Below are 23,558 nucleotides of genomic sequence, written 5' to 3'. Positions count from 1 at the left end.
AGTCGTTAGATGGTGGCAATATGAAATTGTGCCACTATTTTGAACTCAATGCGACAGCTATATTTGTGTCCATTGGCCACTGTCTGGCCATCCCGCATAGTGTGAGCCAGATCACACTTTATTGTCTAGATGAACTTTTTACTACTAAGTGCCTAAATTTTTTCACATTAGTTCGTAGGCGGACGTTTATTAACATGGCTTGAGTGTGTCTTTTGATAAGACGTAATCTCCTCGGCCAATAAGAACAAAAGCTCGCAGCCTTTGTATTTTTTCAGATACTCAATCCCTGAGTGTTATAAACCAGTCGCCCGCCAAGAGCGCTCTGACGGAGGATTAATGGATTTCTGGACGCTTTTCCAGGTGTTGATTTTAGGCGCGGTTGAAGGCCTCACCGAATTCTTGCCGATCTCCAGTACCGGTCACCAGATCATCGTCGCCGACCTCCTGGAGTTCGGCGGCGAACGCGCCATGGCGTTCAACATCATTATTCAACTGGGTGCCATTCTTGCCGTCGTCTGGGAGTTCCGGCCAAAGATCTGCGAAATCGTCAAAGGCCTGCCGACTCAGCGCAATGCTCAGCGTTTCACCCTCAACTTGTTGATCGCTTTTCTCCCAGCAGTGGTATTGGGCGTGTTATTCGCTGACGCGATTCATCACTACTTGTTCAACCCGATCACCGTAGCCGTCGCACTCGTCGTCGGCGGCATCATCATGTTGTGGGCCGAACAGCGTAACCATGTGATCAGCGTCGAGCATGTCGACGACATGCGCTGGTCTGACGCGTTGAAGGTCGGTTTCGTACAATGCCTGGCGATGATTCCCGGCACCTCGCGCTCCGGCTCGACCATCATCGGCGGCCTGCTGTTCGGCCTCTCGCGCAAAGCCGCCACCGAGTTCTCGTTCTTCCTGGCCATGCCGACGATGGTTGGTGCGGCGGTCTACTCCGGCTACAAGTACCGAGACCTGTTCCAGCAAAGCGACCTGCCGGTCTTCGCCTTGGGTTTTGTCACCGCATTCATCTTCGCCATGATCGCCGTGCGCGGTTTGCTCAAGTTCATCGCCAATCACAGCTACGCCGCGTTCGCCTGGTACCGGATCGCGTTTGGCTTGCTGATACTGGCGACGTGGGCTTTCGGCTGGGTGAACTGGACCGCCGCAGCGGCAAGCTGATCACTGAGTGCTGATGAGTGCCGCGACGGCGAGGTCATTCAATTCCGAGTCGGGCAAATCCTGACGAAAATGCTGCAAAGCCGACGTGAAGTACGCGGCCTGCAGCATGCCGTCGCTGGCGAGGAAATACCGCGCCGCTTCGATTTCCTCTACCGAATACACACGTTTTTTCAGTCCGGACATGTCCGACATCCCATCGACCGTGATCATCGTCGTCGTGAAAACCAGAAAGCCGGACATCTGGGTTGATTCAAAAGGGCCATCTTCCCCATCACCGCACCCTTTCAAAAAATCGCAACTGGCGCAGGCGGTGGCAGGGACGGTAAGGAGTAAAGCGAGGAGGGTGAATCGCTTGAATAAAACACAGCTAAACGCGGGCATAAACAAAAGACATCCTGTCGGTACAACAACACTCCGGGCAACGCTCATTCGTTGCCCGCACATACAACGCGTCGATCAACGACCCGCCAACAACTCCGCCGCCTGATCCAGCAACGCCAACGGATCCTTGGCCTTGTGAATATCCACCGACAACAATTGCCGAAACTTGCGCGCCCCTGGAAACCCGGTGCCCAAGCCCAACACATGGCGCGTGATGTGATGCATCGCCCCGCCCGCCAGCAAATGCGCGGCAATATAAGGCCGCAACTGCGCCAACGCCTCAGCCCGACTGATCACCGGCGCCGAACTGCCGAACAACTGCTGATCCACCTCCGCCAGCAAATACGGATTGTGATAAGCCTCACGCCCCAACATCACACCGTCGAACGTCTGCAAATGCTCATGGCAAGCCTCCATCGTCTTGATCCCGCCGTTCAGCACAATCTCCAACTCCGGAAAATCCGCCTTCAGCTGCGCCGCCACGTCATAACGCAACGGCGGAATGTCACGATTCTCCTTCGGCGACAACCCCTCCAGAATCGCAATCCGCGCATGCACGGTAAAACTCGTACACCCGGCATCGCGCACTGTGCCGACGAAATCACACAGCTCCTCGTAACTGTCCCGACCGTTGATGCCGATGCGGTGCTTTACCGTTACTGGAATCGATACCGCATCACGCATTGCCTTTACACAGTCCGCCACCAGTTGCGGGTGCCCCATCAGGCAGGCGCCGATCATGTTGTTTTGCACACGATCGCTTGGGCAGCCGACGTTTAGGTTTACCTCGTCGTAACCGTGTTCCTGGGCCATGCGGGCGCAGGCGGCCAGATCCAGCGGAACGCTACCGCCCAACTGCAGCGCGAGAGGGTGCTCGGCTTCGTTGTGACGGAGGAAACGTTCGTGATCGCCGTTGAGGAGCGCACCGGTGGTGACCATTTCGGTGTAGAGCAGGGCGTTCTTCGACAGGAGGCGTAGGAAGAAACGGCAATGGCGGTCAGTCCAATCCATCATGGGAGCGACGGAGAAGCGGCGGGAGAGTGGGGCGGGTTGTAGAGGCATTGGGGGAATCTGGATCAGAGGGGCGAAGGTGGGGGAGTTTATCAGGAATGGGATAGGACGGAGGCTTACGCGTCGTTACTACGTGCTCTTGTTTGTGGATGAGGCGAGACGAATCGACTGAATATTGTGGTCTGGCCCCTATTTGCTTCCTAACCCCCCAGCCTTAACGGGCGAGTTGGGTGATTGTGCTGCCGGATTTACTTGTACCAACAGACTAAGAACTAAGGCTTCGGGACTAACCGTTTACGGTCATTCGTGATAATGCATATAGCAAATAAAGCTAAAAAACTGTCATTTGTTACAGGTGTCCTTAAGCATGCTGAGGATTAGCCTTCCCCTATTGCATGTGTCCTGAGTGATTGTATGCAGTCACCAACGGTGTTGACAGAACTGAATTTAACGTGGGGTAAGGGTATGAATAGCTACACAGTCATTCTAAAAGATGGGACCGATGATGGTTTGAAAGATGAACTGAAAAAATTAATAGTCAAGCGAGGTGGAAAAATCGAGCAAGAATATCGAGTAATTTTGGGGTTTTCTGCGTTGATTCCGGAGTCACTGGTTTCTATTTTAAGAGCTGCGGATTTTGTAGAGAGCGTCGAAAGTTGAAGCGCGACTGACAAATACTTAAAAATACGCGATGACTTTCAAGATAACCCGCGTTCAGTGCGGGTTTTTTTGGACGTTTTATGATCCACTCCTTTCGTATCATCGCTCACGGTGCTGACATCAGCCGCGCTGGTAAATGATCGTCTGTTGCAGCTGGAAACCACCCATAAACCCGGAACGGAATCCAATAAGTTTGAACTTCAGATTGATGAGCGAGACGGCGCTGTCGTGTTGCTTTAACGTGGTGCTTTAATCGAGATTTTCATGGGTATGCCGAAGCGACCTTGGTCTGCATGGAGCGTTACACGGTAGACACCGTTAAGGTTTCCGGACCGCCGGATGCGATTATGATCAAGGGCAAGGCCTGCGACATGTGCGGCAGCGGCAAGATCGTAGCTGAAGCTGGGAAGATGTGCCGCTGCCGAAGATCTTGGCCGACATTGCCGATACAACGTGCTCGAAATAATACTGGCAATGATGGCCTGAATATCGTGATTTGTGCCCATCTCCACTCAGGCCAATTCATTGTCGATAGTACTTGGAGATCTCTCTCCAAATGTATTTGTATCGGAACTCAAGCCAACGTATCACCAGTTTGTCTATCTGCCGTCGTAAGCGGCTTTGTGCTCGGGCATCCAGCGTTTTCGCAATGTCGGAATTTAGTTGCTCTCGGTTAAATGCAGACCAGATCATTGGTATCACTGTCTCGAGGTTTGTATGACAGACAGGTGCGACTTTTTCGTAGAGAATTCGTTTTATCTCTTGTGGGTCGTAATCTTCAGTCTGTCGAGCGATGGATTCGTAATCTACCTCGTTGTCGACAAACGCATCGGATAATGCCCAGTAGACGTCATATCGCTCGCTTGCAGTGATCGCGCGATTCAAATTAGCTTTATTGTTTTCCATCGCTATAACGCCGCCAAGGATCTTGAATCTCGTCTATACGAAAGGTGCCGGGATTTCAATGTGATATGTACAACAAGCTTTGCCATGTTTGACTTCCTGTCATCGAATTAACCGTTGCGGCTGTATCAGACTTACTTTACTCGATGTCTGACGGCGAGGCGCTCGGATTTTCGTGAATTTAAACAGCAAAGGCTGCGCTTGTTTAAGTAAGTTGAGGCGGTGTCGTCCAAGACCTACAACACCTTGCGCCTCCCCCTACACCTAAGACAGAATCCCCCGGCTTGTGCGTCTAGCCCGCAGGTTCTATCGTCCCCACATCACTGAAAACCAGTGATCGGGTTTGGTAGCCCGCTTCGTGACTAGATGCATTGCATCACCAATTTCAGTCGCTTCCCCAGGACTCGGATTTCATGGTGGTCATGCGTGGGGCCCATTCGTGGGCGCCGGGTTCTAGTGCGACCGGTCTACCAACCCGCGTATGGCCGCCACCCATTCGTTTGGTAGCGAGGGTGATGGCTCTTTTTAGTAATCGCGCTAGAGGTTCCATCTATGTTCAAGGTAACGCCCAACCCGCCGGAAACTGATCCGGCATCCCCGTACCAATCCCCAAACTCCAAAAAGCTCCACGAAGCCGCCGAGCGCGCGCTCGATCACTACCTCCTTCCCGCCGGCCACATCATGGCCAGCGTCAACGAACCCGAGCGCATGTACCTCGCCAACCCGAAGTACGACTCGGAATCCCTGCTAGCCAACGCCAGTGAAACACTCAGTTCCGCCTCGGAAATGCTCAACAACTTCGCCGCAGTACTCGACCCTTCGCATCGCAAAACCGCGCTGGGCATTGCGCAGGTGGTGATGCTGGGTGAGTTGGCGGTGAATCAGGCGTTGGATAACGTTGAGGTGAAGGCGTAAATCAGCTCCCTTTGTGGCGAACGGCTCAGCCGTTGCCACGGAGGGGGCTGTTGGCGCTGAGTAAAGCCGCCGGGAGGAGGGCGGGCAAATGGACAGGGTGATGGCTATTTAGTAGCATGCCGCGCCTTTACTCAGGAGTCGCCGCATCATGGAAGCTACATCGTCCCAAGCTTGGTACAACACGCGTCCCGCCGTTGTCTTCATGGCCGTTTTTTATTGCTTTGTCGTATTGATTCAGGCCGGCCTGTGGGTGGCTCATGACGGGTTTCAGCAAGCGCGGGAAGGGGATATTTCGTTTCTGATGCTGCTGAATATTTGTGTAGTGGCGTTGTTGATGTTCGTCGGCGGCTTGTTGCTGCTGGCGAGAAAGAAGATCAGTTCTCTGTGCTTTATTCTCGCGTTGATTCTGGGGATTGCCTTTTCTCTGTCGCAAATGAACAGCGGTTCGGTTGTGCATCTGCTTACCCTGCCAATGTTCAAAGAATATGCACTGGTGTTTGGTATCTGGGTGTACAGCCTGCAATTGCGTACGACGGGTTATTTTTCCGCTCGATGAGGCCATTCGTATTGCCCGTAGTGCCCTAGTGGCTGAATAGGCCGGGCGCTTGAGTGTCAGCTATTTACGTGAAGAGAATTTATGTCTGCTCCTGATAAGCCGAAGCTGCCGCTGCAAGCATTCGTGATGTCGTGCCTGGTGGTAGGCTGGGGTCTGGTGTATGCCGGTCAGGTGAAGTGGGCGGTGCGTGTTGCCGCTTTGCTTTATCTGGGGGTGATTCTACTCGGTGTCTGCGGGGTGCCTGCCACGCCATTCGGCCTGTATGTCTTCGCTACGTTTATTGTCGTGGTGAAACTCGGCTCGGCCGCGGCAGCAGCAATATCGGTACGCAGAAGCGACCGTTCGGCGGCGAGTCCCAGCACCCGTTTCCATGTGCTTTACGTGGTGGCGCTGGTCATTCTCACGCTGGTTCTTTTCGGGCCATTGCGAGGCCCGACACTGGGGTTCAAAACTTACTTGATCCCTTCTGGCTCGATGGTTCCGACCCTTTCGATCGGTGACTATATCGTCACCAATATGCGCATCGACGCGCCGCAGGTGGGCGACATTGTGGTGTATCGCTACAACGGCACGGAGGCGGTCAAACGTGTGGCGGCTGTGGGTGGCGATACCTTGTCGATTGTTGACGGTAAGGTCATTCGCAACGGTGAAAACATGGGGCTATTCTTCGCACCGCCAGAGCGCGTAAAGGATCCTCGTTATCTGCAAACGCCGCAGACGGTAGTCGAGAAAGATCATGTTTATCTGCTCGGTGATAACCGCGATGTCAGTAACGACAGCCGCTTTATGGGCCAGGTCGCAGTCGAAGACATTACTGGCAAAGTCACCGGAATCTGGTTTTCATCCGATCGTTCGAGGATTGGCACAGTCTTTCACTGAGAACAAAAGCCGTCACTTTCAGGTGACGGCTTTCACTTACAGATCTAGCCAAACTGACTCGCCGACTCAACCGCAGATTTCGGCTTCCTCAACCGCGTCAACTGGTAAGCAATCGCCAACCAGACAAACCACCCCGGCATGACCATCAGCGCAATCCGCGTGTCAGGCCGCAACGCTAGCAATCCCAGCACGAACCCCAAAAACGCCAACGAGAACCAAGCCATCGCTACACCGCCGGGCATCTTGTAAGTCGACTTCGCATGCAGATCCGGACGTTTTTTGCGGTAGGCGATGTAAGACGCAAGAATGGTCGACCAAGTGAAAATCACCAGAATCGCCGACACGGTCGAGACGATGGTGAAGGCGGTCATGACTTCCGGCACGATGAACAGCACCAGCACCCCAACCAGCATCAACAGCGTGGTGAACGCCAGGCTCAGCAGCGGCACGCTGTTGCTCGACAGTCGGCGGAATATACCCGGAGCGTTGTCCTGATTGGCCAGCCCGAACAGCATGCGACTCGATGAAAACACGCCGCTGTTGGCCGAGGAGGCCGCTGAGGTCAGGACCACGAAATTGACGATACCGGCCGCTGCGGGAAACCCGGCGACGAGGAACAGTTCGACAAAGGGGCTCTTGACCGGAGAAACCTGCTGCCACGAGGTCACGGCAATAATGCAGGTCAGCGCCAGCACGTAGAACAGGATGATCCGCAGCGGAATGGAGTTGATTGCTTTGGGCAGGGTTTTCTCCGGCGATCGGGTTTCAGCGGCGGCGGTGCCGATCAGCTCGGTGCCGGCGAAGGAGAAAATCGCCATTTGAAATCCGGCGAAGAAACCGAACAAGCCGTTAGGGAACGCAGCCTGTTTGTCCACCAGGTGACTCAGGGACGCGGTGACGCCACTTGGCGAGACGAAGGAGCTGGCGATCAGCACGGTGCTGACGCCGATCAGGGTCACGACGGCAATGATCTTGATGATCGCGAACCAGAATTCCACCTCACCGAACAGTCTGACCGTCAGCACGTTTAGCGCGAACAGGGTTGCCAGCATGCCGACGGCGGGTATCCACGCCGGTACGTCGGGGAACCAGTACTGGAAGAATCCACCGACCACGACGGCGTCGCCGATCACCGCCACGCTCCAGCTCAGCCAGTACGACCAGCCGAGGAAGAACGCCGCGCGCGGGCCGAGGTAGGCACCGGCGAAGTCGGCGAAGGTTTTGAAGTTGAGGTTGGACAGGAGCATTTCGCCCATGGCGCGCATGACGAAAAACACGAACAGTCCGATGATCATGTAGATGAGGATGATAGACGTCCCGGAGAGGGCGATGATCTTCCCGGAGCCCATGAACAGGCCGGTCCCGATGGCGCCGCCCATGGCCATTAATTGGATGTGACGATTGCTCAGCGTGCGCTGCAGCGCGGGCTGTTCAAGCAGCCCGGAAGGGTTCGATTTCATTGCAAAACCTCTTGATTTTATGTTTTTGAGTTTTGGCAGAAAGTAGGTGGCGAGCGTTCTTGTTAGAGAGGCAGCGGCTAATCACAGCTGTGCCTGGAGGGTGAATGGCCGCCTCGTAAATGAGGCGGCGTTTACCAATCAACCGACGGTACGCAGACGCGAGGTTTTGGCCGGTTGTGGATCGAGCAGTTGGAAAAGGTTTTTGATGTTGGCCGGCGTCGGCACCAGGTGGATGCGTTGGCCGATTTGCTGCGTCTGAGCCAAGTCGTTGAGGTAGCGCAGTGACGAAAAGTCTTCCAGGGCAAAACCCACCGAATCGAACACCGTCACCTGCGTATCGTTTTCGCGTCCGGCCACTTCGCCCTGCACAATCCGGAAGAATTCGATCACCGGGGAATCGGCTGCCAGTTGCTGAATGTCGCCTTCAATGCGGGTTTGCGGCTCGAACTCGATGATGACCCGGGCGTTGCGCAGGATGTCGGCGTGCAGTTCGGTTTTGCCCGGACAGTCACCGCCGACCGCGTTGATGTGCATGCCGGGCTCAATCATGTCGGGCGTCAGAATGGTTGCGTAGGCTTTGTCGGCGGTGACCGTGGTGACGATGTCCGCACCCTTGACCGCGTCCTTCACCGAGCTGGCCAGAATCACTTCGATGTCCGGGAACGCCGCGAGGTTGTGCTTCAACTTGAGTGACGCATCTCGATCAATATCGAAGATGCGGATTTCGCTGATGCCCAACATTTCATGAAAGGCCAGTGCCTGAAACTCACTTTGCGCACCATTGCCGATCAGGGCCATCGAAGTCGCACCCGGACGAGCCAGCGATTGCGCGACCAACGCGGAGGTTGCGGCGGTGCGCACGGCGGTGGTCAGGGTCAGTTCGCTGAGCAGGGTGGGGTAGCCGCTCTGCACATCCGCCAGAAGACCGAAGGCCATGACCGTGAGCAAATTCTGCTGGCCGTTGTTCGGGTGGCCATTGACGTATTTGAACGAGTACTGCTGGCCGTCGTCGGTGGGCATCAATTCGATCACGCCGTCTGCCGAGTGATTGGCCGTGCGCGGCGATTTATCAAACTGCGCCCAGCGTGCGTAGTCCGCTTCGATGTAGCCGGCCATTTCGCGGAGGGCGCGGCGGATACCGACTTGGGTGAACAGGCGTGCAGCATCATCGACATCAATAAAAAGCGTCATGTTCTTATTCTCCGATCCAGTCATTGAAAGGTTGTAAAGCGCGGGCTGGCTCAGCTGCGTTTGCTCTCGAAACCGTGCAGCACGTTGACCGCATTGATGCCGATTTCATCGACCATGTAGCCGCCCTCCATGACGAACAGGGTCGGGCAGCCGACGCTGGCGATCAGTTCACCGATGCCGATGAAATCCTCGCTTTCCAGCAGGAAGTGGCTGATGGGATCGTCCTTGAACGTGTCGACACCGAGGGAAATCACCAGCACCTCAGGCGCGAACTGCTGGAGTTTTTTGCAGGCGTGGAGCAGGGCGTTGCGGTAACTCTCCCAAGTGGTGTTTTTCGGCAGGGGATAGTTGAGGTTGTAACCCTCGCCGACACCCGCGCCGACTTCGTGGCTGTACCCGGAGAAATACGGGTAGGACACCGCCGGTTCGCCGTGCAGCGACACGAACATGACGTCGCTGCGCTGGTAAAAGATGTTTTGCGTGCCGTTGCCGTGATGGAAGTCGACGTCCAGCACCGCGACACGTTTGGCGCCTTGGGTGATGGCTCGTTGCGCGGCAATGGCGGCGTTGTTGAGGTAGCAATAACCGCCCATGTATTCGCGTGCGGCGTGATGGCCAGGCGGGCGGCACAGGGCGAAGGCACTGTCGTGGCCTTCATCAAGCAGGGCCAGGCCAGTGAGGGCGATATCAGCGCTGGTTTTCACCGCTTGCCAGGTCGTCGCGGTGATCGGCGAACCGGCGTCCATGGCATAGAAACCGAGCTTGCCGTCGATGAATGTTGGCACGTCCTCGTTGGCCAGATCGCGCACCGGCCAGACCAGTGGCAAGGCGTCGTGAGTGCGACCGGTTGCGCACCATTCGCTCCAGGCAGTTTCCAGAAAACTGACGTAGCGCTCGCTGTGCGCGTTGACGTAGCACGAGCGATCAAACGCGCGCGGTTCGACGATCTGGCCAAGGCCGACCTGTTTGACGCGGTTGTGCACGGTGTCGGCGCGACTCGGTTGTTCGAACGAGGGCTTGAGCACGCCGTCTTTCAATTCGGTGCCGTGGTGCAAACGGTGGGAATCACTGAAAACTGTAAACATTCTGCGCATCCGTTAATGTGAGCCAGTGCAAATATTCTGTTCCGGCCGGGCTGCGCTTTCTTTGCTTTGTGTTCGTGATTCAGTCGATTATTCGGGAGTTTTTACTCAGGAATGGCGTCATGCAGAAAAAAATATCCAAACGCATCAGCCTCGACGAGACCGACCTGGCGATTCTTGAGTTATTGCAGGAGGACGCCAGTATTTCCAACGCTGAACTCAGTGAGCGGCTTTCGCTGAGCCTTACGCCGTGCTGGCGGCGGCGCAAGCGCATGGAGGAGGCCGGGGTCATCAAGGGCTATCAGGCCAATCTGGATCGGCGAATGCTCGGGCTGGATATCATGGCGTTCGTGCACATTCGTTTTTCCACCCACGCCGATCACGCGCCTGACGCCTTCGAGGCGGTGATTGCGCAATTGCCGGAGGTGGTGGCCTGTCACAAGATCACTGGCGATGCCGATTATGTGTTGCAGGTATTGGCGGAGGATCTTGATAGTTACAGCGACTTTATCGAGCAGGTACTCCGGCGTCAGGTGGGGATTGCTTCCATTCAGTCCAGCCTGGCATTGCGCGAGGTCAAGACCGGTAGTCGTATCGCGATTCCCAAGCCGGCAAAGGATTGAGTCGCCAGGCTTTTGAATCCGCATTTTCAGCTGCGTTTTGCGCCAGTAGCGATGTGCCATAAATCGTGATGTCAATGCGTCATCACGTCGCTCTAAAAGTTCAACGATTGTACAAAAATATAAAGTTGTACAAGTTTTCGTAAAATTTATAGCATCCCTCCAGACACCTTTGCTGAATCGATAAATCCCGCGTGCAGACGCCGTTTGCGACGTGATGGATTTGTCTGCCGATGCTCGCGTCGGATTTTTCTTCGACGCATCAACAGCATCGCTTTTTGCATTTCCGGGACAGCTGGAGCGTCCCGTATTACGCCTTGGATGACGACCCCCGAATGTCTGGACGGTGACTGTGGTTACCGGAGATCAATTTTTTGTGCCTGGCGTTTCACGTCAGGGCGTTTGAGGCTGAATATGGCAGTAGCATCGAATTTCTTGGGTGACATCAAAGTTTCCCGCAAGCTGGGAACCGGTTTCGGCATTCTTTTGCTGGCGGTTTTGGCGGTTGCCTTTATTGGCTATAACAGCAACAGCGTGCTGGTTGATCGCTTGAGTACGACGCGCCTTATCGGCAAGTTGAATGACGCTACGCAAGATATGCGTTTGTCCGAGAAACAGTACGAAGCCGCCGCTGACGCCGCATTCGCTGAATCCTATAACGCTCAGTTGAATGTCTTGCAGGGCCTTGTGAGCAAGGCGCTGGACACCTTGACCCGCGCTGAGAACCAGCAAGCCTTGAAGGCTTTGCAAACCACGATTGTTGCCTACGACCAGAAGGTCAAGCGGCTGATTGCTGCCGATCAGTCGACCACGGATGCCCTGAAACCGCTGACTGCACTGTCGGACAAGTACGCGCAAACTTTTGCCGGCATGCTTGAAGGCGCCACGACCAGTGCGCTGGCGTCTGCCGATGGCGAGCGCGTTCGGGAGCTGCGCACGGTGGCCGACTTGCGCAATGGCATGACCCTGTTTCGCCTGATGCTGCGTCGTTACATTGCGGTGCCCAACGACGTGAACAAAAACCTGCTGATGGAGACCATCGATACCTTCTTGAGTGATATCACCAAGGCGCGTACCAGCCTGCCGACGGCCCTGTCGAGCCAACTGGAAGAAGCGTACGCCGGCATGCGGCGTTATCGCGAAGTATTGGTGCAAGTGGCCGGGCTGTTTGAGCAGAAGCAGAACATGCGCGAGCAGGTCGACCAGGAAAGCAAGGCCATGGACAAGATCATGAATGGCCTGATGGACACCCAGCAGCGTCTGGCGCTTGAAGATCAGCACTCAGCCTTTGTTCAGATCGCCGTATTGACCGTGTTGGCGCTGGTGATCGGGCTGATTGCTTCGGTGGTCATTTCGCGGCAGATCACTGCGCCGCTGGCGCTGACGGTTGAACTGGCTCGACGTATTGCCAAAGGCGACCTGACGGTACAGGCCAAGTCTGCGCGCAAGGATGAGTTGGGCGATCTGCAAAATGCGATGCAGGACATGGCGCAGAACCTCAATACGCTGGTGCAGGGTATCGGCAATGGCGTGACACATATTTCCACCTCTGCGGAAAAGCTCTCGGCCATGAGCGAACAGACAAGCGCGGGTGTGCGTCAGCAAAAAAGCGAAGTGGATCAAGTCGCCACAGCGATGCATGAAATGGCTTCGACTGTGCAGGAAGTTGCGCGTAACACGACCGATGCCTCTGCTGCCGCGACCTTGGCTGATCAACAGGCGCGCCACGGCAGTACGGTGGTGAAGCAGGCGACGGTGCAGATCAGTGAGCTCGCTGTGGCCATTGAGGAGTTAGGCGGCGCGATGAACGTGCTGTCTCAGGACAGTGAGCAGATCGGCAAAGTGATCGATGTGATCAAAGCCGTCGCGGAGCAGACCAATTTGCTCGCGTTGAACGCCGCTATCGAAGCAGCGCGGGCGGGCGAGCAGGGGCGTGGTTTTGCCGTGGTGGCAGACGAAGTGCGTTCACTGGCTCAGCGCACGCAAGACTCGACCAAGGAAATCGAAGCGCTGATCGTCACCCTGCAACAACGCACGCAAGCAGCCTCTACGCTGATGACCTCCAGCCGCGAGCGCACCCTCGATACGGTGGTGTTGGCGCAGAAAGCCGAATTGGCAATTACCGAGATCAACCAGTCCATCGGTACGATCCAGGAAATGAGCCTGCAGATCTCTGCTGCTGCCGAGCAGCAAAGCGCCGTGGCCGACGAAATCAATCGCAGCATCGTCAGTGTGCGTGATGTCGCCGACCAGTCGGCTGTCGCCAGCGAAGAAAGTGCGGCCGCGACGATTGAGTTGGCGTCGCTGGGGCAGGACTTGCAACGCATGACCGCGCATTTCCGCACCTGATTAGCGGATGAGCCCGCGGCGACCGCGCCGTTGGGCTTTAGCCGTAACAGCAGTTTCTTTATTGATAACCAAGGAAGGTGCTATCCCGTTATCGGGGGGCATGAGCTATTTTGCAAAATCATTCTCCGCTCCCGAGGCGTGTCAGGGCTGTAAAAACAAAGGCGTGCCGGATATGGATTTCGCCTTCGCCTTTCAGCCTATTGTGGACTTGCGCGATCAAACGACCTTTGCCCATGAAGCGCTGATTCGCGGCGTGAATGGCGAAGGCGCAATGTCTGTTTTCGAGCGGATCGACGATCAAAACTGTTATCGATTCGATCAACTGTGTCGTGTGCGGGCTATTTCATCGGCTGCGAGTTAGGGGGGGCTCAGCTCAATTGTTTGAGGTGCGCCGAAAGCTCTTTCCACGCGTCCCCATAGTTAAACCGCAACCAAGCGGTGTGCAGTCGATGGAGCTGCCGTCGCATCCAGCTGTTTTTCTTCGCCAGCAGCATGTCCTCGATGTCCTGATTCAACTCGTCGGCGTTGAATCCTGTCCAGATCGGCGGCAGTGGGCCGGCGAGGTTCCAGGCGCAGATGACGGCGACTTCTGAATAGAGGATGTCTTTGATCTGTTCCGGGTCGTAGCCTTCGACTTGTCTGGCGATGTAGGGGTAATCCACGGCGGTGTCGACAAAGATCCACGACAGGGCGTCGCGGATTTTGTAGAGCTCGGCAGGGCTCAGTTCACGTCGCAAATTCGGGCGCTCCATGCGCTAAACGTTATTAAGACGTTCGATAACAGGGGCCAGTGTCGGGCGCTTGTTCTGCCATTCAGCTTTGGTAATCCCCAACAAAACTACGTCAATCCGAACGCCTTCCTTGACCACGTTCTGCCGCCGAACACCTTCCACTTCAAACCCGAATTTCTGATGCATCTTCACCACCGCCGAATTCACTGCCAGCACTTCGCAATTCAGCTTCTCCAACCCCGCCACATCAAACGCGTAATCGAGCATCCAGAACTCGACCAAACTGCCCAGCCCCTTACCCTGCAACCCAACGTCCAGATAAAACGCCCAGTCCGCCGTTTTATGCAGTTCGTTGATCGCGTTCAACGAAACAACCCCAACCGCTTGTTCATCCTTGATCACCACAAACACTTGTTGCCGTGGATTGCCCTGTAAAGAAGTCAGCCAGTTCGCATGTTCCTGTTCGGTGATTTCATGGGAGGTGTACATGAACTTGCGCACGTCTTCCTGATTGCGAAGTGTGCGCACATGGGCCTGGATGGCGGGGCTGGCGTCGGTGAGGGGGAGGAGTTGCATGGGGATGTCCTTGTCTGGCGGTCTGGCGATTCTGAACCGGCGCTGTCGATCAGGAAAGTTTCATGTTGCGGTGTGTGGGGCAGGCCTAGGATGTTGGCACAAGATCGTCGCTTTTTATCCCGAGGGGAATCGTGCCATGCGCCTGAATATCGTCAAAGTGCTGTTGATTGCTGCTGCGGTGTCGGTGTTGAGTGCTTGTTCGGGGGCAGGCGGGTTAACGACGACCAGTTGTTTTTCGGCGGATTGTCAGTCGCTGGACGGGCGTAGTAATGCGACGACGCTGAAGTTCGGCGGGAACAGTATTGGCAGCAGTCTCAATCAGTACAGCTCCGGGATGCTGCATGACGATTGAAGTAGACGGATGAATTGTGGCGAGGGAGCAAGCTCCCTCGCCACAGTTTCGGTGGCTTCACTGAAAAAAAGGGGGGGGGCGCTTCGCGACCCATCGGGGATAAATCCCCTCGCCACAGGTTCAGTGTTCTTACAGATAGTGTTTGAAGAAACCTGCCATTTTCTCTATCGCCGGGCAGCGAGGCCAGTGAATCGCTGAAAAAGCTCACTGAGGCAGCGCAATCCATTCGCTCAGGGTTTTCTGATATTTACCGGTGACCTTGCTCAGGTGCAGCCACTGATCAACGTAGAGTTTCCAGCTGATGTCATCGCGTGGCAGCAGGTAAGCCTTCTCGCCGTACTGCATGTATTGGTGCGGATTGACCGCGCACAAACCGGGTTTGAGCTTCTGCTGATACAGCGCTTCCGAGGTGTCGGTGATCATCACGTCAGCCTTGTTGTCGAGCAGTTGCTGGAAGATCGTCACGTTGTCGTGCAGGGCCAGTTGCGCTTTGGGCAGGAAGGCGTGGACGAAGGCTTCGTTGGTGCCGCCGGCCGGTTCGACCAGGCGCACGTTGGGCTGGTTGATTTGTTCAATCGTCTGGTACTTGGACTGATCGGCGCAGCGCACCAGCGGGATTTTGCCGTCGGTGTCGAGGGTGTTGCCGAAGTAAGCCTTTTTCTGCCGCTCCAGCGTCACCGAAATCCCGCCCATGCCGATGTCGCACTTGCCGGCCTGCATGTCCGGCATCAGGGTTTTCCAGGTGGTCTGCACCCATTCGACTTTGACGCCGAGGCTGTCGGCCAGCGAACGGGCCATGGCGATGTCGATACCTTCGAAATCACCGTCGTCGCGCTTGAAGGTGTAGGGCTTGTAGTCGCCAGTGGTGCAGACGCGCAATTGGCCTTGTTGCTGGATGCTGTCGAGGTGTGAGGTCTGTTCTGCTGCCTGAACGCTGAAGGTCAGGGGCAGGGCCAGCAGAGTACCGAGCAAGAGTGTGGTTTTTGTCATGTCCGTCGGGCTTCAAAGGGATCGGAGCGAGAAGTTAACCACGTTCTCGGCGCTGATCCCTATCGGCGAAGTGCGCCTACAAGCCCAAACCTTCCTGCACCACCTGCAGCAGATTGTTTTCCGTCAGCGCAATCGCATCCAGTTCCTGCCCGGTTTCAACGGTCTGCAGCCACCAATGGCTTTCGCCGTGTTCATCGACGGTGCGCAGCAGGTAAGTGTTTCTGTCTGGCAGGGTGATTTGCACGCGTCCGGCGCCATCTTCGGTAAAGCGGGCGATGGGATCAAATGTCAGGCTTTGGTTGTTCGCTTCTATGACCAGTTGGTCGATGGCGTAATCGTGGGATTCGCCATCCGGGGAGGTTTCGCATATGTGCGTAGGATTGCGTCGAATCTTCAGGCCGACTTCGGTCACCGGTTGCAGCCATGCTTCGATGCGGTGGTACAGGTCGTAGACCTGCGCCGGCCAGCAATCGATCTCCAGTTCCGCGCAGGTGATGTCGTCCGCGTGGGTGTGCCGGGTTTGCTTGAGCTTCGCGGCGAGTTCGTCTGCTTTACTCATTTCAGATCCCTGTGTTTGATGTCTGCCTGTTAATCGTAGACGTTTCAACGGGGTAGGGCGTTGCCTTGCGTCATGCGCCTGCAACACAAGCGTGTCCAAATCACCGCTGACCACGTCTGGTCAGCAACGAAAACCACGGACGCAGGCGTCCCAAGGAGCGGGTACATGAAAAAGCTGTTTACAATTTTGGCGGTGATTGCGCTGACGGCCGGTAGTATCGGCCTGAGTTCGGCGCGGCAATCGCAGTCGAGCAAAGCGCAGGCGGAATCGGTGGCGGGGGTGTTCGATTACTACCTGCTGACGTTGTCCTGGTCGCCGACCTTTTGCCTCACCCACAAGGACGATGTGCAATGTTCCGGCAAGGGTTACGGCTTTGTCCTGCACGGTTTGTGGCCGCAATACGCCAAGGGTGGCTGGCCGGAATCCTGCCCGCCGCTGACCACGCTGTCGGCGGCAGAAAGCAGCAAAGGCCTGACGCTGTTCCCGACCAAGAAGCTGCTCGATCACGAATGGTCGAAGCACGGCACCTGCAGCGGCCTCGGTGCGATGGGTTATCTGGATGCGGCGGATAAAGCCGTGGGCGCGGTGATAATTCCTCAAGAGCTGCAACCGTTCAGCACTTCCTATTACTTCGAGGCGCAGGAAATTTCCGATTTGTTCCGCAAAGCCAATCCGGGGATACCGGCGGACGGCATTGCAGTCATTTGCAGTGGTCCGGAGTTGTCGGAAGTGCGCGTGTGCATGGGCAAGGATTTGCAGTTTGGCGCGTGCGGCAAGGGTGTGAAGACTCAGTGCCGGGCGGGGGATATTCGAGTGCCGCCGTCGCGTTGATTTGACTCAAAGTCGAGAAGACAAGCACTAAACCTGTGGCGAGGGAGCAAGCTCCCTCGCCACAGGGTTTTGGTATACCGGAGTATTTTGCCGCTCTTAGCGCTGTTTACAGGCGTCCAGCGCTTGCTGATCTTTCAGGTCAGTGGCAATGCCTAACCGATATTTGCAGTAATCAATAACCTGGCGCTTCTCTTCGTCGTCAAGTTCGGACAAGTGCTTGTCGTCCCTTTCATACGCAAAAATGTTCACAAAGTGCATTTTCAGTGTCGGGTGTTTCTTGAGAAAGAAGACCTTTTCGGGATCGGCATCTTCCATCTTTTCGTAATAACCTACGAACAGTGCCGCAGCCAGTGCGAGCGCTGCAAAAAATATCAGAGACCTCATAAGCAGGGCGGCCGTAGTGTGCTGAACAAGGGACGCCTTGAAGTGGTTATCGCGGCAAGAAGTCAAAACTCTATCAGTGTTTGCTCCGGGTTTTCGCGAGCCTGACGGCATACGTTCAAAAAAAGTTGTTCAAAACAATCATCCAAATGCTCACCGCGCCGATAGGTATGGAATTGGGCGTGTGCCGATGCCACTTGTTTGCCGTGTACATCCGCGTGAACTACGCTCACAAAAATAAGGGTTTCGGGCTCACGCCCTTGTCGTACCTGCCCAGGACACGGTTTTGCCTATCCCCATTCACGATCCACATCAGGCTCCCGGCACGCTTAAACGTCTGCCGCTACGCAAAGCGGCGGCGCTGTTTATCGTTGCGGTGTGTCTGTGCCTGTTCGGTTTGCTGTATCTGCAACTGGAGCAGTCGCGGCGCCAGGATCTGGCGGTGGCGCAAATGGCTTCGAGCAATCTGACCCGGGCGATGGCGCAGCAGGCCGAGGACACGTTCCTGGCGGCGGATCTGGTGATGACCAGCCTGGTCGACTGGATTCAGGACGACGGTTACGGCGCGGCGCAGCGGCCGCGTCTGCAGAAGACCCTTGCCCGTCGCGTGCAGCAATTGAATCAGTTGCACGGCATGTTTCTGTTCGACCGTCAGGGTCAGTGGGTGATTACCTCATTTGCCGATCTGCCCCGTGGCAATGGCGTGGCTGATCGCGAGTACTTCAAGTTTCATCAGCAGAATGCCTCGACAGTGGCGCACATCGGCCCGGCGATTCGCAGCCGCGAGAACGGTGAGTGGATCATCCCGATCTCCAAACGCGTCAATGACCGCGCCGGCAATTTTCAGGGCGTGCTGATGGCCGGGATCAAGATGGCGTACTTCGACCAGTTCTTCGAAAGCTTCAGCCTTGACGACAACGGCATCATGTTCCTTGGTTTGACTGACGGTACATTGCTCGCGCGGCGGCCGTTTGATGAGTCATTGATTGGCACGTCACTGACCCAGGGCGAGATCTATAAAAAGCTGTTGCCCAACGCCGCGGCCGGTACGGCGATGATCAATTCGGTGGTCGATGGCATCACTCATTTGTATGGCTATCGGCAACTGGCGTCGTACCCGCTGGTGGTGTCTGCCGCGACTTCGCGGGACACGATTCTCAAGGGTTGGTACGAGCGTGCGTTCCAGTCCTGCGTGCTGGTGGCGCTGGTGATTCTTGGCGTCGGGCTGTTCGGCTGGGTGTTCATCCATCAGGTGCGCGATGGCGAACGGATCGAGAAGAACCTGCGCAAGGCGCAACGGGCGCTGGAACAGATCGCGACCCACGACAGCCTCACCGGGCTGGCCAATCGGCGCCTGTTCGAACGCTCGCTGGAGATCGAGTTTGCCCGGGGCGCACGGCAGGTCAGCCCGGTCAGCCTGATCATGCTCGATATCGATTTTTTCAAGCGTTACAACGACGCCTATGGGCATGTGGCCGGCGATCAGTGCCTGACCCAGGTTGCGCAAGTGCTGAGGAATTGCTGTCAACGCAAGTCGGATCTGGCGGTGCGCTATGGCGGCGAGGAGTTTGCGGTGTTGTTGCCCGATACCGACATCAACGGCGCGCTGGCGATTGCCGGGCAGATTCGCCGCAGTGTGATCGACAAGCGCATCACCCACAGTGGTTCACCCACCGGTTATCTCACCGTAAGCCTGGGCTGCTATGCGTTTATCCCCAATGGCAATGACAACCCGGAAGTGTTTATCCAACGGGCGGATGCGGCGCTGTACCAGGCGAAAAATGCCGGGCGCAATCGGGCGGCGGTGCTGTCGCTGGATGGCGGCATCGGGGAATTGATGCGCTCTGACCGCTGAATGACAAACCAGCACAAACACTGTGGGAGCTGGCTTGCCAGCGATAGCGGTGGGTCACAATGAGAAGAGGCTGGCTGAGCCGACGCCATCGCCGGCAAGCCAGCTCCCACAGGGGTTTTCATTGAGTCCGGATTGGTAACTCAGAAACCTGTGGGAGATTTTCACCACGGATGGCTCTTGTTCGTTCAGCCGCCCGTGCCACCGCCTGCACCGCCCGTGCCGCCACCCGCCGAACCGGTGCCACCACCGGCACCCGAGCCCGAGCCGCTGGCGCCGCCATTGGTGCCGGTGCCGCCGCTTCCACTGTTACCGCCAGAAGGCGCGCCCGGGGTGTTGTCCGGTGGCATGGTCGAGCCGCTGGTGGCGCCGGATTTGGTGCCGGTGGCGTCAGCGCCGTCGTTGGCCGCGAAGGTAGCGGCGGAGGCCGTGGCCAGCAGGCCGGCGAGCAATAACGAAGTAAGTTTGCGCGTGATCATGGTGCGTCTCCAAAAAGGGGATTTACCTGATATTGGTCTGACGCGCCGAAGACTTGGTGCCGACAGGGTGACGAGCGGTCAATCGAGTGGCCTCCTGATCTTCTGGAATATTGGCTATTTGCCGAACCACTCGCCGGGACTAACGTAGTCACACATTCACTTGCCCCGGAAACCCGCCATGAAAGCTCGTACCGATTTCTACACCGCTTCCCCGGACGCCATGAAAGCGATGATTGCCCTGGAAACCGCCGTCTCCAAGCTGCCGCTGGAAAAGACTCTGATCGAACTGGTCAAACTGCGTGCCTCGCAAATCAATGGCTGCGCCTTCTGCATCGACATGCACACGGCCGACGCGATCAAGGGCGGTGAAACGCCACGTCGTCTGTTCGCAGTGACTGCCTGGCGTGAAGCGCCGTTCTTCAGCGAGCGTGAACGCGCCGCGCTGCTCTGGACCGAATCGCTGACCCAACTGAGCCTGACCCACGCCCCGGATGAAGACTACGACGTCGTCGCCGCGCAGTTCACGCCGAAAGAAATGGTCGACCTGACCGTCGCGATCAGCACCATCAACAGCTGGAACCGGCTGGCGGTAGGCTTTCGCAAAACCCCACAGATCTGACGCCAAACCGCAAAACAAAACTGTGGGAGCAAGCCCGCTCCCACAGGGTCAAGCAGCTTTGCGATTCAAGTTAATGTGCGTCGGCACTCGGCGCGGCCGGTGGTTGTACCTTGCGCATCAAGGGCACCATTGCCGTGGCGATGACGAAGCACACCATAATCATCAGAAAGGTGTCGCCGTAGGTTTGCGTTTGCGCCTCGCGGTAGGTCAGCAGCCATAACTGGCGCAGGCTGGCGGTGACGCCAATATCACCAATCTGGCCCAGCGTCGCGAGGTTGCCGCCGACCTGCGTCAGCCACTGATTCAGCGCCTCATTGCTGCTGTTCAGGTGTTCGGCCAACCTAGTGAAATGCAGGTTGGTGCGATCATTGAGAATGGTCGCGCACGCGGCAATCCCGATCGCACCACCGAGGTTGCGCATCAGGTTGAATAAGCCCGACGCATGCTTCAGACGGGCTGGCGCCAACCCACCCAACGTCAACGTCACGGCCGGCGGCACCGCCAATTGCTGGGCAATCCCGCGCAAGGCTTGCGGCAGCATCAATTGCCCCGCGCCCCAATCGTGGGTGATCGGGCTGAACTCCCACATCGACACCGCGAACAAGCCCAGGCCGATCATCATGATCCAGCGCAAATCCATGCGATTGGCCAGAAAGGCATACAGCGGAATCGCCATGATCTGGAACACCCCGGTGGAGAAAACCGCGAGACCAATGTCCAGCGCGCTGTAGCCGCGCACCCGCCCGAGAAACAGCGGCGTCAGATAAATCGTCGCGAACAGGCCAATCCCGGTGACGAACGAAAAGAAGCAGCCGAGGGCGAAATTGCGGTCCTTCAATGCGCGCAGATCGACGATCGGATTGGCCACGTGCAAGGTGCGGCCGATGAAAGCCAATCCCGCCAGGCCGCTGATCCACGCGGTGGTCAGGATGGTCTGGTCACTGAACCAGTTCCAGCGCGGGCCTTCTTCGAGGGTGTATTCCAGGCAGCCGAGAAACAGTGCGAGAAACACCATGCTCAGGTAATCCGCGCCCTTGAGCAGCGACAGTTCCGGCTGATCGATTTTCACCAGCATCGGCACCGCCACGGCGACGAAAATCCCTGGCACCAGGTTGATGTAGAACAGCCAGTGCCACGAGGAAATATCGGTGATCCAGCCGCCGATCACCGGGCCCAGTGTCGGTGCCAACGACGCCACCGCGCCGATGGTCGCCGCAGCAATCACCCGTTGTTTGCCGGTGAAGAAAAAGAATGCCGTGGTGAACACCAGCGGAATCATCGAACCGCCGAGAAAACCTTGCAGTGCGCGGAAGGCGATCATGCTCTGGATGTTCCAGGCCACGCCGCAGAGCAGGCTGGCGAGGGTGAAACCCACCGCTGAGGCGCAGAACAGCCAGCGCGTGGAGAACACTCGCGACAACCAGCCCGACAGCGGAATCACGATGATTTCGGCGATCAGGTAACTGGTCTGCACCCACGCGGTTTCGTCGGTGCCGGCGGAGAGGCCGCCGCCGATATCACGCAACGACGCCGAGACGATCTGGATATCCAGCAGCGCAATGAACATGCCGATGCACATCGTCGCGAAGGCGAACACCTTGGTCGCGGTGGTCATGTCCGCCGCGTTGAACGGCTGCGCGGGAGCGGCGAGGGTAGCACTCATGGTGCGACGGCCACAGCACTGGTTTCAGGCTGGGCGCGGGTGTCGACTTCGGCGGTCACCGACAGGCCCGGACGCAAGTGGCCGAGCACGCCATCGGCCGGGTCGAGGAGGATGCGCACGGGTACGCGCTGGACGATTTTGGTGAAGTTGCCGGTGGCGTTTTCTGGCGGCAGTACGCTGAACTGCGAGCCGGTGGCCGGGGCGAGGCTGTCGAGGCGGCCATGGAATTCCTGGCCGGCCAGCACGTCGGCGCGGATGCTCACGCGCAGGCCGGGTTTCATCCGCGCCAATTGGTCTTCCTTGAAGTTGGCATCGACCCACAAACCGCTGGCCGGCACCACCGACAGTTGTTGCGAGCCGGCCTGCGCGTAGGCGCCGACCCGTGCGCGGCGGTTGCCGATCACGCCGTCAACCGGCGCGCGCAGTTCGGTGTAGCCGAGGTTCAGCTGCGCCAGATCGCGTTCGGCGCGCGCTTGCTGGAGGGCGGCGCGGGCCTGTTGTTTTTGCGTATCGATCACTGCGAGTTGGCGTTGTGCGGCGAGCAATTCAGCCTGGGCGCGGGCGCTCAAGGCTTGGGCGGTTTTGAAAGTGGCGTCGGCGCGTTGGGCGCTTTCTACCGAGACGGCATTGGTGGTCACCAGACGTTTGTAGCGAGCGTTGTCGTCCCGCGAGCGCGCGGTTTCGGCACCTGCCGCATCGATGCCGGCGCGGGCCTGACCGATCACCGCTTGCTGAAGTTGCTCGGTGGCGTCGAGGTTGGCCAGCAGCGCCTCTTCGGCAGCCACCGCGCCCTCGGCTTTGGCGAGGTTGGCGCGATAGTCGCGGGCGTCGAGGCGGATCAAAACATCGCCAGCCTTGACGTGTTGGTTGTCGCTGACCAGCACCTCTTCGATGTAACCGGCGACTTTCGGCCCGATCACTGTGACGTCGCCACCGATGTAGGCATCGTCGGTTTCCTCGAGAAAACGCCCGGCGCCCCACCAGTGCACGGCATACACCGTGGCAAACACCAGCGCGATCAAACCGATGCCGGGAATCAACAAGCGTTTAAGCAGCGGCGGTTTAGTCTTGACCGGGACAGCGAGGTCAGGTTCGAGGGTGGGCATGTTGGTCATGGCGTAATACCTGCGGAAACGGGTCGTTATTACGGCTGTAATATGACGCAGGTAATATTTGGTGGCAATTTATTTTTGGCACCGATCGTCAGATCGGTTCGCTGCGCCTTTTACCTAGCGCAAATTCAATTCATAGGGGAAACCCTGAGACGCGCCTAGACCCTGTTTAATCAATTGTTTAAGAAGTGTAAGCACGGTAGGAAGCGTCTTGCATTTGTGAATAAGGGCTCCGA

General features: G+C 57.0%; 26 protein-coding genes and 1 pseudogene. 13 read left to right on the top strand and 14 right to left on the bottom strand.

Annotated elements, in window-relative coordinates:
- The first annotated feature begins 336 nt into the window (after positions 1 to 336).
- Positions 337 to 1,170, top strand: a complete 834-nt coding sequence (locus tag KI231_RS19810; RefSeq protein WP_213026109.1) for an undecaprenyl-diphosphate phosphatase — start codon at positions 337 to 339, stop codon at positions 1,168 to 1,170.
- Here KI231_RS19810 and KI231_RS19805 read toward each other — a convergent pair whose 3' ends face one another.
- Positions 1,171 to 1,551: a DUF2388 domain-containing protein gene (locus tag KI231_RS19805; RefSeq protein WP_249412060.1), complete on the bottom strand. Its 381-nt coding sequence runs from the start codon at positions 1,549 to 1,551 to the stop codon at positions 1,171 to 1,173. It abuts the gene before it with no gap.
- A gap of 75 nt (positions 1,552 to 1,626) precedes the next feature.
- Positions 1,627 to 2,613 carry a tRNA dihydrouridine(20/20a) synthase DusA gene (gene dusA, locus KI231_RS19800; protein ID WP_213026107.1) on the bottom strand — a complete coding sequence of 329 codons (987 nt, stop codon included), beginning with the start codon at positions 2,611 to 2,613 and terminating at the stop codon, positions 1,627 to 1,629.
- 363 nt (positions 2,614 to 2,976) lie between these two features.
- Between dusA and KI231_RS19795 the strand changes: the two genes are divergently transcribed.
- Positions 2,977 to 3,222 carry a hypothetical protein gene (locus KI231_RS19795; RefSeq protein ID WP_213026106.1) on the top strand — a complete coding sequence of 82 codons (246 nt, stop codon included), beginning with the start codon at positions 2,977 to 2,979 and terminating at the stop codon, positions 3,220 to 3,222.
- A 522-nt stretch (positions 3,223 to 3,744) separates the two neighbouring features.
- Here the strand turns inward: KI231_RS19795 and KI231_RS19790 are convergent.
- Entirely contained in the window at positions 3,745 to 4,128 is a 384-nt protein-coding gene (locus KI231_RS19790; RefSeq protein ID WP_249412059.1) for a DUF7079 family protein, read from the bottom strand.
- Positions 4,129 to 4,677: 549 nt separating this feature from the next.
- Between KI231_RS19790 and KI231_RS19785 the strand changes: the two genes are divergently transcribed.
- The 3 genes from KI231_RS19785 (at position 4,678) to lepB (ending at position 6,475) form a co-directional block, all read left to right on the top strand.
- Positions 4,678 to 5,040, top strand: a complete 363-nt coding sequence (locus tag KI231_RS19785) for a DUF6124 family protein (RefSeq protein WP_213026105.1) — start codon at positions 4,678 to 4,680, stop codon at positions 5,038 to 5,040.
- 148 nt (positions 5,041 to 5,188) lie between these two features.
- Positions 5,189 to 5,596: a hypothetical protein gene (locus KI231_RS19780; protein WP_213026104.1), complete on the top strand. Its 408-nt coding sequence runs from the start codon at positions 5,189 to 5,191 to the stop codon at positions 5,594 to 5,596.
- An 81-nt stretch (positions 5,597 to 5,677) separates the two neighbouring features.
- On the top strand, positions 5,678 to 6,475 hold the full coding sequence (gene lepB, locus KI231_RS19775) for a signal peptidase I (protein ID WP_213026103.1): 798 nt from the start codon (positions 5,678 to 5,680) through the stop codon (positions 6,473 to 6,475).
- Between the two features lie 44 nt (positions 6,476 to 6,519).
- On the opposite strand, the gene KI231_RS19770 is transcribed toward lepB, so the two are convergent.
- The 3 genes from KI231_RS19770 to KI231_RS19760 form a co-directional block, all read right to left on the bottom strand.
- Positions 6,520 to 7,935: an amino acid permease gene (locus tag KI231_RS19770; protein ID WP_213026102.1), complete on the bottom strand. Its 1,416-nt coding sequence runs from the start codon at positions 7,933 to 7,935 to the stop codon at positions 6,520 to 6,522.
- A 138-nt stretch (positions 7,936 to 8,073) separates the two neighbouring features.
- Positions 8,074 to 9,126 (bottom strand): ornithine cyclodeaminase, encoded by a 1,053-nt coding sequence (ocd, locus tag KI231_RS19765; RefSeq protein WP_213026101.1) that lies wholly within the window; start codon positions 9,124 to 9,126, stop codon positions 8,074 to 8,076.
- Positions 9,127 to 9,176: 50 nt separating this feature from the next.
- On the bottom strand, positions 9,177 to 10,211 hold the full coding sequence (locus KI231_RS19760) for a histone deacetylase family protein (protein ID WP_213026100.1): 1,035 nt from the start codon (positions 10,209 to 10,211) through the stop codon (positions 9,177 to 9,179).
- Positions 10,212 to 10,330: 119 nt separating this feature from the next.
- Between KI231_RS19760 and KI231_RS19755 the strand changes: the two genes are divergently transcribed.
- The 4 genes and pseudogenes from KI231_RS19755 to KI231_RS19745 all read left to right on the top strand — a co-directional run bounded on the left by KI231_RS19755 (position 10,331) and on the right by KI231_RS19745 (position 13,538).
- On the top strand, positions 10,331 to 10,831 hold the full coding sequence (locus KI231_RS19755) for an Lrp/AsnC family transcriptional regulator (protein ID WP_213026099.1): 501 nt from the start codon (positions 10,331 to 10,333) through the stop codon (positions 10,829 to 10,831).
- 318 nt (positions 10,832 to 11,149) lie between these two features.
- Positions 11,150 to 12,319: pseudogene (locus KI231_RS30375) on the top strand (methyl-accepting chemotaxis protein); the annotation flags it as partial.
- Positions 12,305 to 13,177, top strand: a complete 873-nt coding sequence (locus tag KI231_RS30370; RefSeq protein WP_502937324.1) for a methyl-accepting chemotaxis protein — start codon at positions 12,305 to 12,307, stop codon at positions 13,175 to 13,177. The pseudogene KI231_RS30375 and the gene KI231_RS30370, both read left to right, overlap by 15 nt.
- 7 nt (positions 13,178 to 13,184) lie before the next feature.
- Positions 13,185 to 13,538, top strand: coding sequence for a hypothetical protein (locus KI231_RS19745; RefSeq protein ID WP_502937184.1), 354 nt, complete (start codon positions 13,185 to 13,187; stop codon positions 13,536 to 13,538).
- Positions 13,539 to 13,545: 7 nt separating this feature from the next.
- Here the strand turns inward: KI231_RS19745 and KI231_RS19740 are convergent, their stop codons facing one another.
- The gene (locus tag KI231_RS19740) at positions 13,546 to 13,914 is read right to left on the bottom strand and encodes a DUF7079 family protein (RefSeq protein WP_213026097.1); all 369 of its coding nucleotides are present in this window, start codon (positions 13,912 to 13,914) and stop codon (positions 13,546 to 13,548) included.
- 18 nt (positions 13,915 to 13,932) lie between these two features.
- Entirely contained in the window at positions 13,933 to 14,484 is a 552-nt protein-coding gene (gene pseH, locus KI231_RS19735) for a UDP-4-amino-4,6-dideoxy-N-acetyl-beta-L-altrosamine N-acetyltransferase (RefSeq protein ID WP_213026096.1), read from the bottom strand.
- A 136-nt stretch (positions 14,485 to 14,620) separates the two neighbouring features.
- On the opposite strand from pseH, the gene KI231_RS19730 reads away from it, so the two are divergent.
- Positions 14,621 to 14,836 (top strand): hypothetical protein, encoded by a 216-nt coding sequence (locus KI231_RS19730; RefSeq protein WP_103306323.1) that lies wholly within the window; start codon positions 14,621 to 14,623, stop codon positions 14,834 to 14,836.
- A 204-nt stretch (positions 14,837 to 15,040) separates the two neighbouring features.
- Here the strand turns inward: KI231_RS19730 and KI231_RS19725 are convergent, their stop codons facing one another.
- Together KI231_RS19725 and KI231_RS19720 are read right to left on the bottom strand one after the other, a co-directional pair.
- Entirely contained in the window at positions 15,041 to 15,826 is a 786-nt protein-coding gene (locus KI231_RS19725) for a transporter substrate-binding domain-containing protein (protein ID WP_213026095.1), read from the bottom strand.
- 76 nt (positions 15,827 to 15,902) lie between these two features.
- Positions 15,903 to 16,385: a hypothetical protein gene (locus KI231_RS19720; RefSeq protein ID WP_103306321.1), complete on the bottom strand. Its 483-nt coding sequence runs from the start codon at positions 16,383 to 16,385 to the stop codon at positions 15,903 to 15,905.
- Between the two features lie 165 nt (positions 16,386 to 16,550).
- Between KI231_RS19720 and KI231_RS19715 the strand changes: the two genes are divergently transcribed.
- A complete protein-coding gene (locus KI231_RS19715; protein WP_213026094.1) occupies positions 16,551 to 17,216 on the top strand; it encodes a ribonuclease T2 in 666 nt (221 codons plus the stop codon).
- 96 nt (positions 17,217 to 17,312) lie between these two features.
- Here the strand turns inward: KI231_RS19715 and KI231_RS19710 are convergent, their stop codons facing one another.
- Positions 17,313 to 17,666 carry a hypothetical protein gene (locus KI231_RS19710; RefSeq protein WP_349306210.1) on the bottom strand — a complete coding sequence of 118 codons (354 nt, stop codon included), beginning with the start codon at positions 17,664 to 17,666 and terminating at the stop codon, positions 17,313 to 17,315.
- Between the two features lie 217 nt (positions 17,667 to 17,883).
- On the opposite strand from KI231_RS19710, the gene KI231_RS19705 reads away from it, so the two are divergent.
- Positions 17,884 to 19,452 carry a sensor domain-containing diguanylate cyclase gene (locus KI231_RS19705; protein ID WP_213026093.1) on the top strand — a complete coding sequence of 523 codons (1,569 nt, stop codon included), beginning with the start codon at positions 17,884 to 17,886 and terminating at the stop codon, positions 19,450 to 19,452.
- A 185-nt stretch (positions 19,453 to 19,637) separates the two neighbouring features.
- Here the strand turns inward: KI231_RS19705 and KI231_RS19700 are convergent, their stop codons facing one another.
- Positions 19,638 to 19,928 carry a hypothetical protein gene (locus KI231_RS19700; RefSeq protein ID WP_103306318.1) on the bottom strand — a complete coding sequence of 97 codons (291 nt, stop codon included), beginning with the start codon at positions 19,926 to 19,928 and terminating at the stop codon, positions 19,638 to 19,640.
- Between the two features lie 178 nt (positions 19,929 to 20,106).
- Here KI231_RS19700 and KI231_RS19695 point away from each other — a divergent pair, with 178 nt between their 5' ends.
- Entirely contained in the window at positions 20,107 to 20,547 is a 441-nt protein-coding gene (locus KI231_RS19695) for a carboxymuconolactone decarboxylase family protein (protein WP_103306317.1), read from the top strand.
- Between the two features lie 70 nt (positions 20,548 to 20,617).
- On the opposite strand, the gene KI231_RS19690 is transcribed toward KI231_RS19695, so the two are convergent.
- The gene (locus KI231_RS19690) at positions 20,618 to 22,210 is read right to left on the bottom strand and encodes a DHA2 family efflux MFS transporter permease subunit (RefSeq protein ID WP_213026092.1); all 1,593 of its coding nucleotides are present in this window, start codon (positions 22,208 to 22,210) and stop codon (positions 20,618 to 20,620) included.
- Positions 22,207 to 23,325: an HlyD family secretion protein gene (locus KI231_RS19685; protein WP_213026091.1), complete on the bottom strand. Its 1,119-nt coding sequence runs from the start codon at positions 23,323 to 23,325 to the stop codon at positions 22,207 to 22,209. Before KI231_RS19685 ends, KI231_RS19690 begins: the two co-directional genes overlap by 4 nt.
- Positions 23,326 to 23,558: the final 233 nt, after the last annotated feature.

This window comes from Pseudomonas sp. Seg1 (assembly GCF_018326005.1).
GTDB lineage: Bacteria > Pseudomonadota > Gammaproteobacteria > Pseudomonadales > Pseudomonadaceae > Aquipseudomonas.
Note: the sequence above shows the minus strand (reverse complement) of the source record. Positions and strands in the feature narration are given on the sequence as shown.